The sequence below is a fragment of the Enterobacter sp. CCUG 70166 genome, assembly GCF_020224095.1.
In the GTDB taxonomy this organism is placed as follows: domain Bacteria; phylum Pseudomonadota; class Gammaproteobacteria; order Enterobacterales; family Enterobacteriaceae; genus Enterobacter; species Enterobacter intestinihominis.
This window is the reverse complement of record NZ_NRIQ01000007.1, coordinates 24738-40024: the sequence shown is the minus strand read 5'-3', so window position 1 is coordinate 40024 and position 15287 is coordinate 24738. Positions and strand designations below refer to the sequence as shown.

17 protein-coding genes are annotated in these 15287 nt (G+C 55.3%); 7 read left to right on the top strand and 10 right to left on the bottom strand.

The features are described from left to right. Positions 1–160: 160 nt before the first annotated feature. The 5 genes from cysZ (at position 161) to crr (ending at position 4952) form a co-directional block, all read left to right on the top strand. The gene (gene cysZ / locus CKK19_RS03790) at positions 161–922 is read left to right on the top strand and encodes a sulfate transporter CysZ (RefSeq protein ID WP_022648944.1); all 762 of its coding nucleotides are present in this window, start codon (positions 161–163) and stop codon (positions 920–922) included. Between the two features lie 163 nt (positions 923–1085). Next, positions 1086–2057, top strand: a complete 972-nt coding sequence (gene cysK, locus CKK19_RS03785) for a cysteine synthase A (protein ID WP_006811453.1) — start codon at positions 1086–1088, stop codon at positions 2055–2057. 317 nt (positions 2058–2374) lie between these two features. Continuing rightward, positions 2375–2632 (top strand): phosphocarrier protein Hpr, encoded by a 258-nt coding sequence (gene ptsH / locus CKK19_RS03780; protein WP_000487600.1) that lies wholly within the window; start codon positions 2375–2377, stop codon positions 2630–2632. Between the two features lie 45 nt (positions 2633–2677). Then, positions 2678–4405 (top strand): phosphoenolpyruvate-protein phosphotransferase PtsI, encoded by a 1728-nt coding sequence (gene ptsI, locus CKK19_RS03775; protein ID WP_023300662.1) that lies wholly within the window; start codon positions 2678–2680, stop codon positions 4403–4405. Positions 4406–4448: 43 nt separating this feature from the next. After that, the gene (gene crr, locus CKK19_RS03770) at positions 4449–4952 is read left to right on the top strand and encodes a PTS glucose transporter subunit IIA (RefSeq protein WP_022648946.1); all 504 of its coding nucleotides are present in this window, start codon (positions 4449–4451) and stop codon (positions 4950–4952) included. A gap of 44 nt (positions 4953–4996) precedes the next feature. On the opposite strand, the gene pdxK is transcribed toward crr, so the two are convergent. From pdxK to CKK19_RS03720, 10 genes are all read right to left on the bottom strand, one after another. After that, complete coding sequence (gene pdxK / locus CKK19_RS03765; protein ID WP_063853409.1) at positions 4997–5833, bottom strand: pyridoxine/pyridoxal/pyridoxamine kinase; 837 nt, start codon at positions 5831–5833, stop codon at positions 4997–4999. A gap of 5 nt (positions 5834–5838) precedes the next feature. Next, positions 5839–6750: a cysteine synthase CysM gene (gene cysM / locus CKK19_RS03760; protein WP_022648948.1), complete on the bottom strand. Its 912-nt coding sequence runs from the start codon at positions 6748–6750 to the stop codon at positions 5839–5841. A 67-nt stretch (positions 6751–6817) separates the two neighbouring features. Continuing rightward, positions 6818–7912 carry a sulfate/thiosulfate ABC transporter ATP-binding protein CysA gene (gene cysA, locus CKK19_RS03755; RefSeq protein WP_225455027.1) on the bottom strand — a complete coding sequence of 365 codons (1095 nt, stop codon included), beginning with the start codon at positions 7910–7912 and terminating at the stop codon, positions 6818–6820. Continuing rightward, the gene (gene cysW / locus CKK19_RS03750) at positions 7902–8777 is read right to left on the bottom strand and encodes a sulfate/thiosulfate ABC transporter permease CysW (protein WP_063853408.1); all 876 of its coding nucleotides are present in this window, start codon (positions 8775–8777) and stop codon (positions 7902–7904) included. Before cysW ends, cysA begins: the two co-directional genes overlap by 11 nt. Next, entirely contained in the window at positions 8777–9610 is an 834-nt protein-coding gene (gene cysT, locus CKK19_RS03745) for a sulfate/thiosulfate ABC transporter permease CysT (RefSeq protein ID WP_022648951.1), read from the bottom strand. The genes cysW and cysT overlap by 1 nt, the downstream gene beginning before the upstream one ends. Beyond that, positions 9610–10623 (bottom strand): sulfate ABC transporter substrate-binding protein, encoded by a 1014-nt coding sequence (locus CKK19_RS03740; protein WP_022648952.1) that lies wholly within the window; start codon positions 10621–10623, stop codon positions 9610–9612. The genes cysT and CKK19_RS03740 overlap by 1 nt, the downstream gene beginning before the upstream one ends. A gap of 176 nt (positions 10624–10799) precedes the next feature. Beyond that, positions 10800–11699, bottom strand: coding sequence for a Dyp-type peroxidase (locus CKK19_RS03735; protein ID WP_022648953.1), 900 nt, complete (start codon positions 11697–11699; stop codon positions 10800–10802). A gap of 92 nt (positions 11700–11791) precedes the next feature. Beyond that, positions 11792–12367 (bottom strand): RpoE-regulated lipoprotein, encoded by a 576-nt coding sequence (locus CKK19_RS03730; RefSeq protein ID WP_063853406.1) that lies wholly within the window; start codon positions 12365–12367, stop codon positions 11792–11794. Positions 12368–12430: 63 nt separating this feature from the next. Next, the gene (locus CKK19_RS03725) at positions 12431–12880 is read right to left on the bottom strand and encodes a DUF2919 domain-containing protein (RefSeq protein ID WP_023300664.1); all 450 of its coding nucleotides are present in this window, start codon (positions 12878–12880) and stop codon (positions 12431–12433) included. Continuing rightward, positions 12867–13292 (bottom strand): GNAT family acetyltransferase, encoded by a 426-nt coding sequence (locus CKK19_RS03720; protein WP_003861292.1) that lies wholly within the window; start codon positions 13290–13292, stop codon positions 12867–12869. Before CKK19_RS03720 ends, CKK19_RS03725 begins: the two co-directional genes overlap by 14 nt. A 212-nt stretch (positions 13293–13504) precedes the next feature. On the opposite strand from CKK19_RS03720, the gene amiA reads away from it, so the two are divergent. Both amiA and hemF read left to right on the top strand, forming a co-directional pair. After that, positions 13505–14380 (top strand): N-acetylmuramoyl-L-alanine amidase AmiA, encoded by an 876-nt coding sequence (amiA, locus tag CKK19_RS03715; RefSeq protein WP_023306670.1) that lies wholly within the window; start codon positions 13505–13507, stop codon positions 14378–14380. Continuing rightward, positions 14380–15279, top strand: coding sequence for an oxygen-dependent coproporphyrinogen oxidase (hemF, locus tag CKK19_RS03710; RefSeq protein WP_063853405.1), 900 nt, complete (start codon positions 14380–14382; stop codon positions 15277–15279). Before amiA ends, hemF begins: the two co-directional genes overlap by 1 nt. Positions 15280–15287 lie beyond the last annotated feature (8 nt).

Genomic DNA, 15287 nt, shown 5'->3' with positions numbered 1-15287 from the left:
ACGTCAAGTGCAAGTGTATGCAGAGCATTCACAGCATAAAGATGAACTAAATCGTGCTTTTTGCTGGTTTTTCGAACATTTCCGAACTGGTCATTGGCCCGTAACTGGATAATATAGGCGGGCAATTCCACTGGTTGTGTAAAAAGGAGTACAGCCTGGTATGGTTTCAACATCTTCTTCTGCCCCACGTAGCGGGGTCTGGTACTTTTCTCAGGGCTGGAAACTGGTCTCCCTGCCGGGCATTCGACGCTTCGTTGTTTTGCCGTTACTGATCAACATTATTCTGATGGGGGGCGCGTTCTGGTGGCTGTTCACCAGACTGGAAAGCTGGATCCCTTCCCTGATGAGCTATGTGCCGGACTGGTTACAGTGGTTGGACTACCTGCTCTGGCCGATTGCGGTTATCTCCGTGCTGCTGGTTTTCGGCTATTTCTTTTCGACGATAGCTAACTGGATAGCCGCGCCGTTCAACGGTCTGCTGGCCGAACAGCTGGAAGCGCGCCTGACCGGTGCGGCGCCGCCTGACACGGGCGTACTGGGGATCGTGAAAGATGTCCCCCGCATCATGAAGCGCGAATGGCAGAAGTTTGCGTGGTACCTGCCGCGGGCGATTGTGCTGCTCATCCTTTATTTTGTACCCGGGATCGGCCAGACGGTCGCACCCGTGCTGTGGTTCCTGTTCAGCGCCTGGATGCTTGCTATCCAGTACTGTGATTATCCGTTCGATAACCACAAAGTGCCGTTTAAAGAGATGCGCACTGCCCTGCGCACTCAGAAGGTTGCCAATATGCAGTTTGGTGCCCTTACCAGCCTGTTCACCATGATCCCTTTCCTGAATCTGTTCATCATGCCCGTTGCCGTTTGCGGCGCGACGGCGATGTGGGTGGACTGCTACCGTGCTAAGCACGCGTTATGGAAGTAATGCAAAAATGTGTAAAAGAGGGGTGGCTTATGCCGCCCCTTATTCCATACTGATCCCCATTATTTCCTTGCAGCATATAGATATGCGATTTCCTTACTTCCCCATACCTGTTCAACAGGTATGCTGGGTCGGTATCCCAATTTCATACAGTTAAGGACAGGCCATGAGTAAGATTTATGAAGACAACTCGCTGACTATCGGTCATACGCCCCTGGTTCGACTGAACCGTATCGGTAATGGACGCATTCTGGCGAAGGTGGAATCTCGTAACCCAAGCTTCAGCGTTAAATGCCGTATCGGTGCGAATATGATTTGGGATGCTGAAAAGCGTGGCGTGCTGAAACCTGGCGTTGAGCTGGTTGAACCCACCAGCGGCAATACCGGTATCGCCCTGGCCTATGTTGCGGCGGCGCGCGGCTATAAGCTGACGCTGACTATGCCTGAAACCATGAGTATTGAGCGCCGTAAGCTGCTGAAAGCGTTGGGTGCGAATCTGGTCCTCACGGAAGGCGCGAAAGGCATGAAGGGCGCGATTCAGAAGGCCGAAGAAATCGTCGCCAGCGATCCTGCAAAGTATCTGCTGCTCCAGCAGTTCAGCAACCCGGCCAACCCGGAAATTCATGAGAAAACCACCGGCCCGGAAATCTGGGAAGATACCGACGGTCAGGTTGATGTGTTTATCTCCGGCGTAGGCACCGGCGGTACGCTGACCGGGGTGTCTCGCTATATTAAAGGCACGAAAGGTAAAAAAGATCTGATTACCGTTGCCGTTGAGCCAACCGACTCTCCGGTTATCGCTCAGGCGCTGGCAGGCGAAGAGATCAAACCAGGTCCGCACAAAATCCAGGGTATCGGCGCTGGCTTTATTCCAGGCAACCTCGATCTGAAGCTGATCGATAAAGTGGTCGCAATCACCAATGAAGAAGCCATCTCCACGGCGCGTCGCCTGATGGACGAGGAAGGCATTCTGGCGGGTATCTCTTCCGGTGCGGCGGTTGCTGCAGCTCTCAAACTGCTGGAAGACGAAACCTTTACCAACAAGAATATTGTGGTTATCCTACCGTCTTCGGGTGAGCGTTACTTAAGCACAGCACTGTTTGCCGATCTGTTCACAGAGAAAGAACTGCAACAGTGATGCCAGCATGTTAAAAACGCGTAAAAAAGCACCTTTTCAGGTGCTTTTTTGTGGCCTGCTTCAAAGTTTTACCCCTCCTGGCATTGCTTCACCCCGTTGGGTCTGGTATTTAAACCAGCAATTATTTTGATGCGCGAAATTAATCGGTGAACGAAATAGCGCTGCTGAATCGATTTTATGATTTGGTTCAAGTCTTGCTTTCACTGCATAATGTTTAATGACGATTGAAACGTCAGCGCTAACTATACAGGCTAAAGTTAAGTCGCCAGGCTAGACTTTAGTTCCACAACACTAAACCTATAAGTTGGGGAAATACAATGTTCCAGCAAGAAGTTACCATTACCGCTCCGAACGGTCTGCACACCCGCCCTGCTGCTCAGTTTGTTAAAGAAGCGAAAGGCTTCACTTCTGAAATCACTGTGACTTCCAACGGCAAAAGCGCTAGCGCAAAAAGCCTGTTCAAGCTGCAAACTCTGGGTCTGACTCAGGGTACCGTTGTTACCATCTCCGCTGAAGGTGAAGACGAGCAGAAAGCAGTTGAGCATCTGGTTAAGCTGATGGCTGAACTCGAGTAAGTTTACCGGGTTCTTTTCAATATCAGTCACAAGTAAGGTAGGGTTATGATTTCAGGCATTTTAGCATCCCCGGGTATCGCTTTCGGCAAAGCATTGCTGCTGAAAGAAGACGAAATCGTCATTGACCGGAAAAAAATTTCTGCCGACAAGGTTGATCAGGAAGTTGAACGTTTTCTGAGCGGTCGTGCCAAGGCATCTGCGCAACTGGAAGCGATTAAAACTAAAGCTGGCGAAACTTTCGGTGAAGAAAAAGAAGCCATCTTCGAAGGGCACATTATGCTGCTCGAAGATGAGGAGCTGGAGCAGGAAATCATAGCCCTGATTAAAGATAAAGGCATGACGGCCGACGCGGCTGCGCATGAAGTTATCGAAGGTCAGGCAACTGCCCTGGAAGAACTGGACGATGAATACCTGAAAGAGCGTGCGGCTGACGTACGTGACATCGGTAAGCGCCTGCTGCGCAACATCCTGGGTCTGGCCATCATCGATCTGAGCGCGATTCAGGACGAAGTCATCCTGGTTGCCGCTGACCTGACCCCGTCTGAAACCGCACAGCTGAACCTGAACAAGGTGCTGGGTTTCATTACTGATGCAGGTGGACGTACCTCCCACACCTCTATCATGGCGCGTTCTCTGGAGCTGCCAGCCATCGTGGGTACCGGTAGCGTCACCTCCCAGGTGAAAAACGACGACTATCTGATTCTGGATGCCGTAAACAACGTGGTTTACGTCAACCCAACTAACGATGTGATCGAGCAGCTGCGTTCCGTTCAGGAGCAGGTTGCTACCGAGAAAGCGGAACTCGCTAAACTGAAAGATCTGCCAGCCATCACGCTGGACGGCCATCAGGTTGAAGTGTGCGCTAACATCGGTACCGTACGTGACGTTGACGGCGCTGAGCGCAACGGTGCGGAAGGTGTAGGTCTGTATCGTACTGAATTCCTGTTCATGGACCGCGACGCCCTGCCAACGGAAGAAGAGCAGTTTGCAGCGTACAAAGCGGTTGCGGAAGCGTGCGGCTCGCAGGCCGTTATCGTCCGCACCATGGATATCGGTGGCGACAAAGAGCTGCCGTACATGAACTTCCCGAAAGAAGAGAACCCGTTCCTGGGCTGGCGTGCCGTACGTATCGCCATGGATCGCAAAGAGATCCTGCGTGACCAGGTTCGCGCTATCCTGCGTGCATCCGCTTTCGGTAAGCTGCGCATCATGTTCCCGATGATCATCTCTGTTGAAGAAGTGCGTGCACTGAAGAAAGAGATTGAAATCTACAAGCAGGAACTGCGTGACGAAGGTAAAACATTTGACGAGTCAATCGAGATCGGCGTGATGGTGGAAACACCGGCAGCCGCGACCATTGCACGTCATTTAGCCAAAGAAGTTGATTTCTTTAGTATCGGTACCAATGATTTAACGCAGTACACCCTGGCAGTTGACCGTGGTAATGATATGATTTCACATCTCTACCAGCCAATGTCGCCGTCTGTACTGAATTTGATCAAGCAAGTTATTGATGCTTCTCATGCAGAAGGTAAATGGACTGGCATGTGTGGTGAGCTTGCAGGCGACGAACGTGCTACACTTCTGTTGCTGGGTATGGGTCTGGACGAATTCTCTATGAGCGCCATTTCCATCCCGCGCATCAAGAAGATTATCCGTAACACGAACTTCGAAGATGCGAAGGTATTAGCAGAGCAGGCTCTTGCTCAACCGACAACGGACGAGTTAATGACGCTGGTTAACAAGTTCATTGAAGAAAAAACAATCTGCTAATCCACGAGATGCGGCCCAAATTACTGCTTAGGAGATAAGTCTAATGGGTTTATTTAGTAAACTGTTCGGTGACAAAAGCAATAGCGACTCCGGAACTATTGAGATTGTTGCTCCGCTCTCCGGCGAGATCGTCAATATCGAAGACGTGCCGGATGTAGTGTTTGCTGAGAAAATCGTTGGTGATGGCATTGCTATCAAACCAACTGGCAACAAAATGGTTGCTCCAGTTGACGGTACCATTGGTAAGATTTTTGAAACCAACCATGCGTTCTCTATCGAATCCGATAGCGGTATCGAACTGTTCGTTCACTTCGGTATCGACACCGTTGAACTGAAAGGCGAAGGCTTCAAACGTATCGCGGAAGAAGGCCAGCGTGTTAAAGTTGGCGACCCTGTAATTGAATTCGATCTGCCACTGCTGGAAGAAAAAGCGAAGTCTACCCTGACTCCGGTTGTTATCTCCAACATGGACGAAATCAAAGAGCTGATCAAACTGTCTGGCAGCGTTACCGTGGGTGAAACCCCGGTTATCCGCATCAAGAAGTAATTCTTGCCGCACGGTAAAATGGCGCCTTCGGGCGCCATTTTTGTTTATGCAGGCAGAATAAGCTCGTCGTAGCCTTTCGACTGCGTATAGATCATCACGTCAGTCACCCTGTCGCCCGCCATGCGAATGGCGTCGGCCACGGTTTTACCGCCGACGATACCGATCACCAGCTCCGAACAGAACAGATCCCCCGTCCCTTTCAGGTCCGTCTCAACGCGCGGGTGTGCGCTTACGGTAACGCCCTCCTCGCTCACCAGCACGACGTGGATATTTTGCGGATCGTCAGCCACTGGCGCGCTGGTGATCGCCACCCATTTAAGCGTGTCAGACAGCAGCCCCTGCGCGGCGGCAATGGCGCTCTCCGGCGTACGGCACGGTTTGCCGCTCAGCACTTCCAGCTCAAACACGTTGGGCGTAATGCCCTGGGCCAGCGGGAGCAGGTGCTCACGGTAGGCTTCAGGAATATCCGGCTTCACGTACATCCCGCTGTCGATGTCTCCGATTACCGGGTCGACCAGCACCAGCAGATCGGGATGTTGAACTTTGATCGCCTTCAGCCACTGCGCCAGCAGCACGATCTGGCTGGCGCTGCCCATATAGCCGGTAGTGACCGCTTTTAGCTCGCGCAGGATCTCGCGCTCTTCCAGCGCCTTCAGGTAGCCGCTGAACCACTCGTCCGGGATCACTCCGCCGTAGAAGGTGTCGTAGTGAGGCGTATTGCTGAACAGCACCGTCGGCACGGCGGTAACGTTCAGTCGATGGGTGCGAATATTTGGCACCGCGATGCTGTTTCCCACACTGCCGTACACCACCTGCGACTGAACGGCGACAATATCGGTTTGCTGCGCCCGGGTGTTATCCCGGAATAAAATCATCTCCATGACGCTTAAATCCCCGCCCCCTGCGAATAACTCTCTTCACCAAAGACGCCGGTCGACAGGTAGCGATCGCCGCGATCGCAAATAATCGCTACCACTACTGCACCCGGGTTTGCCTTAGCCACCCGAATCGCCCCCGCTACCGCGCCACCCGAACTGACGCCGCAGAAGATGCCTTCACGCACGGCCAGCTCACGCATGGTATTTTCCGCCTCGCGCTGATGAATATCCAGCACCTGGTCCACAAGCTGCGCATTAAAGATGCCCGGCATATACTCCGCGGGCCAGCGGCGAATGCCCGGAATACTGCTTCCCTCTTCCGGCTGGAGGCCGACAATCGTCACCGGCTGCTCCTGCTCGCGCAGAAAACGTGACACACCGGTGATCGTGCCCGTGGTCCCCATGCTGGAGACAAAGTGGGTGATGCGCCCGCCGGTTTGCTGCCAGATTTCCGGGCCGGTGGTGGTGTAGTGCGCGTACGGGTTGTCCGGGTTATTAAACTGGTCGAGCAGCTTGCCTTCCCCGCGCTCCGCCATCGCTAACGCTAAATCTCGCGCCCCTTCCATACCCTGCTCTTTGCTCACCAGAATCAGCTCGGCCCCGTAGGCACGCATGGCGGCACGGCGCTCCTGGCTCATGTTATCCGGCATCAGCAGCTTCATACGATAGCCTTTCAGGGCGGCTATCATCGCCAGTGCGATACCGGTGTTACCGCTGGTGGCTTCGATCAGCACGTCGCCGGGCTTTATTTCGCCGCGCTTTTCGGCCTGAACAATCATCGACAGCGCCGCCCGGTCTTTCACCGACCCCGCCGGGTTATTGCCTTCAAGTTTGACCCAGATTTCGCTGCCGTTGTCACACCCCATGCGCTGAAGTTTGACCAGAGGGGTGTTGCCGATGGTGTGTTCGAGTGTATTCACGTTTTTTACTCAATAAAAAGCCCGGTAAGCATCACGCCACCGGGCGAAAAACATACTCAATAACCTATCAGGCTGACTCCGCCAGAGCAATATCCTCGCGCGTCTCGATGCGCTCGTTCCCGTGATAAATGCGCGCGTGTTGCAGCCCCACAAACAGGCGTTCCCCCCGGTGCGGCGGCTCGTCGTCACGCATAACCACGGTCAGCGGCTCGGTGTACCAGCCCAGGGGCTGTACCACTAATTGGGTGTAGTGACCTTTAGGGCTAGCTTCCAGCACCTGCACCGGAAGCGGTGAGTCCAGGCTGGTACGGCGGCTGACGTCCACTTCCCACGGGCGCAGGAACAGATCCACCGGCCCCTGGTGCGCGGAGGTATACCCCAGCGGCCAGCGGTGCGCGCCAACGTGGAACTGACCGCCGCGAATAGTACCCTGAAGGCGGTTTACTTCCCCCATAAACTCCAGCACAAAGCGGGTCGCCGGTTCACGCCAGAGTTGCTCTGGCTCGTCAACCTGCTCAATGTTGCCCTGACTCATCACCACCACGCGGTCGGCTACTTCCATCGCCTCTTCCTGATCGTGGGTCACGAAAACGCTGGTGAACTGGAGTTCCTCATGAAGCTGACGCAGCCAGCGGCGGAGCTCTTTACGCACCTGCGCATCCAGCGCGCCAAACGGTTCGTCCAGCAGCAGGATTTGCGGTTCCACGGCTAACGCACGCGCCAGCGCCACGCGCTGTTTCTGCCCGCCAGAAAGCTGTGCCGGGAAGCGGTCCGCCAGATGAGCCAGCTGCACCATCTCCAGCAGTTTGGTCACTTTCGCTTTGATGGCGGCCGCATTCGGACGCTCACGACGCGGCAGTACGGTCAAACCAAACGCGATGTTGTCGAATACCGTCATGTGGCGGAACAGGGCGTAGTGCTGGAATACAAAACCCACTTTACGGTCGCGGGCATGCAAACGGCTTACGTCCGTACCGTGGAAGCGGATATGTCCGCTGGTCTGGTGCTCAAGCCCGGCGATAATACGCAGCAGCGTGGTTTTACCGAAGCCAGACGGCCCCAGCAGCGCCACCATTTGTCCGGAAGGGATATCCAGCGAGATATCATTCAGCACCTGGGTGCGACCAAAAGACTTCTTAATATTGGCAATCTCAATGCTCATTATTTCCCTCCTGATGCTGACGTTTTTCCTGATTCTCTAAACGCCACTGCACCACACTCTTCAAAAACAGGGTCAAAATCGCCATCAGCGTCAGTAACGCTGCGGCAGTAAAGGAACCGACGGTGTTGTAGTCCTGTTCCAGTAATTCAATCTGTAACGGCAGCGACAGGGTTTCGCCGCGAATCGAGCCGGATACCACCGACACCGCGCCAAACTCACCGATCGCACGGGCGTTGGTCAGCACCACGCCGTAAAGCAGTGCCCAGCGGATATTCGGCAGCGTGACGCGGCGGAACATCTGCCAGCCGGAAGCGCCGAGCAGCACCGCGGCTTCATCTTCATGGCTGCCCTGGCTGAGCATCACCGGCACCAGCTCGCGTACCACGAACGGACAGGTGACAAAGACGGTCACCAGCACCATCCCCGGCCAGGCGAACATGATCTGCAGGTCGTGTTCATCCAGCCAGCCGCCCAGCGGGCCATTGGAACCGTAGAAGAGCAGATAAACCAGACCCGCCACCACCGGTGACACCGCAAACGGGATATCCAGCAGGGTCAGCAGCAGCTGACGCCCTGGGAAGTTAAAGCGCGTTACCAGCCAGGCCAGCAATACGCCAAACACCAGATTCACCGGGACGGTGATCAGGGCAATCATGACCGTCAGCCAGATGGCGTGGAGCATGTCCGGATCGGCCAGGTTTTGCAGCGCGGGCATAATCCCTTTGCTGAAGGCCTGAACGAAGATGTACACCATCGGCACGACGAGAATGAATGCGGAGACCAGCACGCCGGTACCAATCAGAAACCATTTGCCCCAGTTGATGCGGGGCGCGTCATAGCGCTTCAATTGCGTAACTTCCGCCATCAGTGACCTACCACACGTCGACCAAAGCGACTTTGCAGAGTGTTAATCGAGAACAGCAGTAGCAGCGACGCGGCAAGGATCACCGAGGCAATCGCACTCGCGGCCGGATAATCAAACTCCTGCAAACGGACAAAAATCATCAGCGAGGTTACTTCGGTTTTCCACGCGATGTTCCCGGCGATAAAAATGACCGCGCCAAATTCACCGAGGCTGCGGGTAAAGGAGAGCGCGATACCCGCCAGCAACGCCGGAGAGAGTTCCGGCAGCACGACCTTGCGAAAACTCTGCCAGCGCGTGGCGCCGAGCGTTTCTGCGGCCTCTTCGTATTCGGGTCCTAACTCTTCCAGCACCGGCTGCACGGTACGTACCACAAACGGGATGCTGGTAAAGGCCATGGCCACCGCGATACCGAGCCAGGTATAGGTCACTTTGATATCAAACTTAGCCAGCCACTCACCGTAAAAGCCGTTCACGGAAAACAGCGACGCCAGCGTCAAACCGGCAACCGCCGTCGGCAGGGCAAACGGCAGATCCATCAGCGCGTCGAGCAGGGTGCGGCCCGGGAAGCGATAGCGAGTTAAGATCCACGCCATCAGCAGGCCAAACACGCCGTTAAAAATCGAGGCCACGAACGCAGACAGCAGGGTGACCTTGTAGGCCGCCACCACCTGCGGGTTAGTAATCACTTCCCAGTACTGGGACCAGCTCATCTCAGCGAGCTGCATCACCAGCGCGCTGAGCGGTAATAACAAAATCAGACAGACGAACAGCAGGCTGGTCCCGAGGCTTAAGGTAAAGCCCGGCAGCACACGTCTGGAGGACACTGCAAACATTACTTACGCCCCGCTGCCAGCAGTTTGTCCAACTCACCGCCGCTGACAAAATGCGTTTTCATGACCTCAGGCCAGGCGCCAAAATGATCTTCCACGCGGAACAGCTCGGTCTGCGGGAATTTGTCTTTCAGCTTGCTCATCACGTCCGGGTTGTTGACACGGTAGTAGTAGTCGGTGATAACGGTTTGCGCCTGCGGGCTGTACAGATAGTTCAGGTAGGCTTTCGCCGCCTTTTCTGTGCCGTTAGCCTTAACGTTTTTATCCACCCACGCCACCGGGAACTCGGCCAGAATGTTCGTTTTCGGGATAACCACTTCGAAGCCCTGCGCTTCGTACTGTTTACGAATATTGTTCACTTCGGATTCAAAGCTGATCAGTACGTCGCCCAGCCCGCGCTCGGCGAAGGTGGTGGTTGCGCCACGACCGCCGGTATCAAACACCTCGACGTTTTTCAGGAACTGGGTCATAAACTGTTCGGTTTTCGCTTTATCGTTACCGTCAGCTTTGTCCGCCGCGCCCCACGCCGCCAGATAGGTGTAACGTGCGTTGCCGGAGGTTTTCGGATTCGGGAAGATCAGCTTTACGTCTGAACGCACCAGGTCGTTCCAGTCGTGGATGTTCTTCGGGTTGCCCTTGCGCACCAGGAAGCCCATGGTGGAGTAAAATGGCGAACTGTTGTTCGGCAGGCGGCTTTGCCAGTTCGCCGGGATCAGTTTGCCTTTGTCGTGCAGGATCTGCACGTCCGTGACCTGGTTGTAGGTCACCACGTCCGCTTTCAGCCCCTGCAAAATGGCCAGCGCCTGCTTAGATGAGCCAGCGTGCGACTGCTTGATGGTCAGCTTGTCGCCGTTGTTCTCTTTCGCCCACTGCTGTTCAAATGCGGGATTAAGGGCGGCAAACAGCTCGCGCGAAACATCATAAGAACTGTTCAGCAACTCGGTTGCCTGCGCCTGCGCCACCAGCAGTAAACCTGCCAGTGCCAGCGATCCTTTTTTCAGTACAGTAACGGCCATTGCGCACCCTTATAAATGTGATGACTATCTTATAGTCATAATATTTATAACGGAGTCTAAAGGAGTAACGGTTTTATATACCGTTTGGTGATTTAGAAGCAGAAAAGGGAATAAGAGGTGCAGGAGAAATTGCCGGGTGGCGCTTACGCTTACCCGGCCTACGAATAGAGAGCGATTTACAACGCCAGCAGGCGCTCAACGGACGGCGCAAAGTAGTAGCCGCCGGTCACCGGGCGGGTGAAGCGCAGCATGGCGTCACGCTTACCGTCGGTATCGCCAAACATGCTCAGCAGCTGCTGTTCGATGTTGTAGAGGCGTGCGCAGTAAGCGCAGAAGTACAGGCCGTGCGTACCGCTCGCGGTGCCGTACGGCAGGCTCTGGCGAACAATCTTCAGCCCCTTACCGTCTTCTTTAAGGTCAACGCGGGACAGGTGGGAAGTGACCGGACGCGCATCGCCGTCAATCTCTTCATTGGCATCTTTGGTACGGCCAATCATCATCTCCTGGTCATGCACGCTCATGCGGTTAAGCTGCCTGAGGTTATGCTCCCAGCGCTGGACGAACACATAGCTGCCGCCCGCGTCCACGCCATCCTTGATTACAGCCACCTCGCGACGCGTCTCTTCCCCGGCCGGGTTTTCGGTGCCGTCGACGAAGCCGCTCAAATCGCGCTCTTCCACCCAGCGGAAACCGTGGATCTCTTCCTGCACGTCGATACTGTCACCAAAGGCCTCAATCGCAGCCTGAGCGACAGAAAAGTTCACGTCGTGACGCAGGGAGAGGATATGGATCAGAACGTCATACTGGGTGGCGGGCGCAAGACCTTTGCCATAAGGAATAAAGTCTTTCAGCTCTTCTGCGCCTTCGCCGCCGCTCAGATGACGCCAGACGGTGCTGCCAAAGGCGACCACCGCGCCCAGATGGGCTTCGGGGAATTTGGCCTGGAAGGTGGCCAGTTTATCAACGAAAACTTTGCTGGCCGCGCGCAGGGCATCCACGTCCCCTTTGACGTTGGCTTCAATCCAAATCGCCGCCCGGCAATGTTCTGGCAAAATGCCACTCTGTACCTGAGACATCGCTCCTCCTGAAATAAAGATGCCACGACAGCGTGGCATTGATGGCGGCTATTATACCTGGATTTCAGCGAGGCGGCTTGCTCAGGCGCAAATTACTGCTGCCAGATAATTTTGCTCACTTTCCACTTTTTCAGGGTGTCGTCAGACGGCATTAACCCTTCCGGACCGTTCCAGGTGCCGCTGAACACATAGCTAATATGCTGGCTGCCGTCGGCCTTACACTCGACCGCCACGCTCTCCTCCGATGGCACACTGGCGCAGTGGCCAAACGCTTTCTGATAGAGTTCGCCAAACGGCGTTCCCACCTTCACGCCACCTGAGGTCGGGATCTCTTCATCCATCACCGCAATGCGGTTGACCGTACCTTTATCGCCGTTGATGACCATTGCCACCTTGTCATCTTTCAACGCTTCGAAATAGCGCACGATGTTGCCGTTCTCGGTTTTCATGCCGCTGCGCAGGCGATAATCACTGCCGATGGCATCCTGAATGGCATCCTGATCCAGCGCCGTCGAGGCGGTGATTTTGCCCACGCCCTGCTCGGTCACTTCCATTGAGGATCCAAACCAGTTCCACGGATAGGCCGCAGACCATTTGATGGATGAGAGCGTGGAACAGCCGGTTAACGCCAGCGGGAGAGCGCATAAAAGTAAACGCAGCGATTTCATTGAGACGTCCTTACGTAGTAAATCAACGCTTGTTGGAGTGCAGTATCGACAAAAAGTGCCGTTTTAATCTGGCTCTTGCGTAAAACAGGCGCGTAAACGGGGATTCGTGACCAGCCACAGCAGCGCGACAATATCCGCCACCACCAGTGCAATCCCGATACCGGAAAGCGGCTCGCCGTACAGCCAGAGCACGGGTTGCCAGACCAGGAGCACAAACTGCGCCAGGATCAACAGCCAGCGAAGCGCGCGCCAGAAGCGCGGAATGGCTTGCCGCCGTCCGCTGCACAGAAACGCCAGGACCGCCGGTACGCCCGGCAGTAACCCCAGCCAGAACGCATCGTGATCGGGATAAAAGAGATTCAGTAACGTATCGCCCTGCCCGCGCGACGCGCCAGCCATCACGAACAGCACCCAGGTGCGGGCCTGCAACAGCAGAACGCACCAGAACAAAAAAGGCAGACGCAGACGACCGTGAACGTCGTAGTCGCCAGGGTGGAACTCAGTACTCTTCATCTTCGATCAGGCGCTTACCCAGCGTCAGTACATCCGCGTGCTCGTAGCCCAGACGTTCATACATGCCCAGCACCACGTCGTTATCTTCCCGGACCATAATCTGGATTTTCGGGCAGCCACGGGCGATCAGTTTCTTTTCCAGACGGTTAAGCAGCGCGTTGGCGATGCCGCGCGCGCGGTATTCCGGGTGCACGCCCAGATAGTAGGCCGAGCCGCGGTGGCCGTCGTACCCACCCATCACCGTCCCGACCACTTCGCCGTTGACCTCAGCGACCAGAAACAGACTGACGTCGTGATTCACCTTCCGTTCGATGTCCATTTCCGGATCGTTCCACGGACGCAGCAGATCGCAGCGCTCCCAAAGGGTGATCACCTCTTCGAAATCTTCCTGGCGAAAAACGCGTATCTCCATGGTATTAACCGCCTTTTCGAGTTTAAAAACAGTGATTATGGCGTGAACAGGGCGTTTAGCCAATAACCGGGGAAAAACTCGCCAAAATTTGGCATAATGTCACTTTGTCACGTATTGAAATGAAAAGTAAAACAATTCTCAATAAGGACTGTCGTAACGGGAAACACGATACGATATAACACCAGGACCCCAATTTTTACAATTCAGGCCGCATGAGCACATTCAAACCATTAAAAGCACTCACATCGCGTCGTCAGGTTCTCAAAGCGGGGCTGGCGGCCTTAACGTTATCGGGTATCGCAAAGCAGGCTCAGGCAAAAGAAGAGAGCACGCTTAAAACCAGTAACGGACACAGCAAGCCGAAAACCAAAAAAGCTGGCGCAAAGCGTCTGGTCATGCTCGATCCGGGCCACGGCGGGATCGACACCGGCGCCATTGGCCGAAACGGGTCGAAAGAAAAACACGTCGTGCTGGCAATTGCAAAAAATGTGCGCGCAATTTTACGCAGCAACGGTATTGACGCCCGCCTGACGCGCACGGGCGACACGTTTATCCCGCTGTACGATCGCGTGGAGATTGCCCACAAGCACGGCGCAGACCTGTTTATGTCCATTCACGCGGATGGCTTCACAAACCCTTCCGCCGCAGGCGCCTCGGTATTTGCGCTCTCCAACCGTGGCGCCAGTAGCGCCATGGCGAAATACCTCTCCGATCGCGAAAACCGGGCGGATGAAGTGGCCGGGAAAAAAGCCACCGACAAAGACCATCTGTTACAGCAGGTTCTGTTTGATCTCGTGCAGACCGATACCATCAAAAACAGCCTGACGCTCGGCTCGCATATCCTCAAACGGATTAAACCCGTGCACCGTCTGCACAGTAAAAGCACCGAGCAGGCCGCGTTTGTGGTGCTGAAGTCACCGTCTATTCCGTCCGTGCTGGTGGAAACCTCGTTCATTACCAACCCGGAAGAAGAGCGTTTACTCGGCACTAAGGCGTTTCGTCAGAAGATCGCGAACGCCATCGCCTCCGGGGTCATCAGTTATTTCAACTGGTTCGATAATCAAAAAGCGCACTCCAGGAAACGTTGATGAAACCGAATGCACAGCTGGTCAAAACTTTCCTGATGCAGCTCCAGGACGCGATTTGCCAGAAACTGACCGCCGCAGACGGCGGTGAATTCCAGGAAGACACCTGGCAGCGCGAAGCGGGCGGCGGCGGGCGCAGCCGCGTGCTGCGTAACGGCGGTATTTTTGAACAGGCGGGGGTCAACTTCTCCCACGTCCACGGTGATGCAATGCCAGCGTCCGCCACGGCGCATCGGCCTGAACTGGCGGGCCGCAGCTTCGAGGCGATGGGCGTCTCGCTGGTGGTGCATCCGCATAACCCGTTTGTGCCAACCAGCCACGCCAACGTGCGCTTTTTCATCGCGGAAAAACCGGGAGCCGATCCGGTCTGGTGGTTTGGCGGCGGTTTCGACTTAACGCCTTACTATGGCTTCGAAGAGGACGCCGTGCACTGGCACACCACCGCGCGCGACCTCTGTCTGCCGTTTGGCGAAGACGTTTACCCGAAATACAAAAAGTGGTGCGATGACTATTTTTATCTGAAGCACCGCGACGAGCAGCGCGGCATCGGCGGGCTGTTCTTTGACGATCTCAATACCCCGGATTTTGATACCGCGTTCAGCTTTATGCGCGCGGTGGGTGAAGGCTTTATCGACGCCTATCTTCCGATTGTCGAACGCCGCAAAGACACCGACTACGGCGTGCGCGAGCGTGAGTTCCAGCTCTACCGTCGCGGGCGCTACGTGGAGTTTAATCTGGTGTGGGATCGCGGGACGCTGTTTGGCCTGCAAACCGGCGGGCGCACGGAGTCCATTCTGATGTCGATGCCGCCGCTGGTGCGCTGGGAATACAGCTACGCGCCAAAAGAAGGCAGCCCGGAGGCTGCCTTGAGTGAGTTTATTAAGGTTCGGGACTGGGTTTAACCCTTACC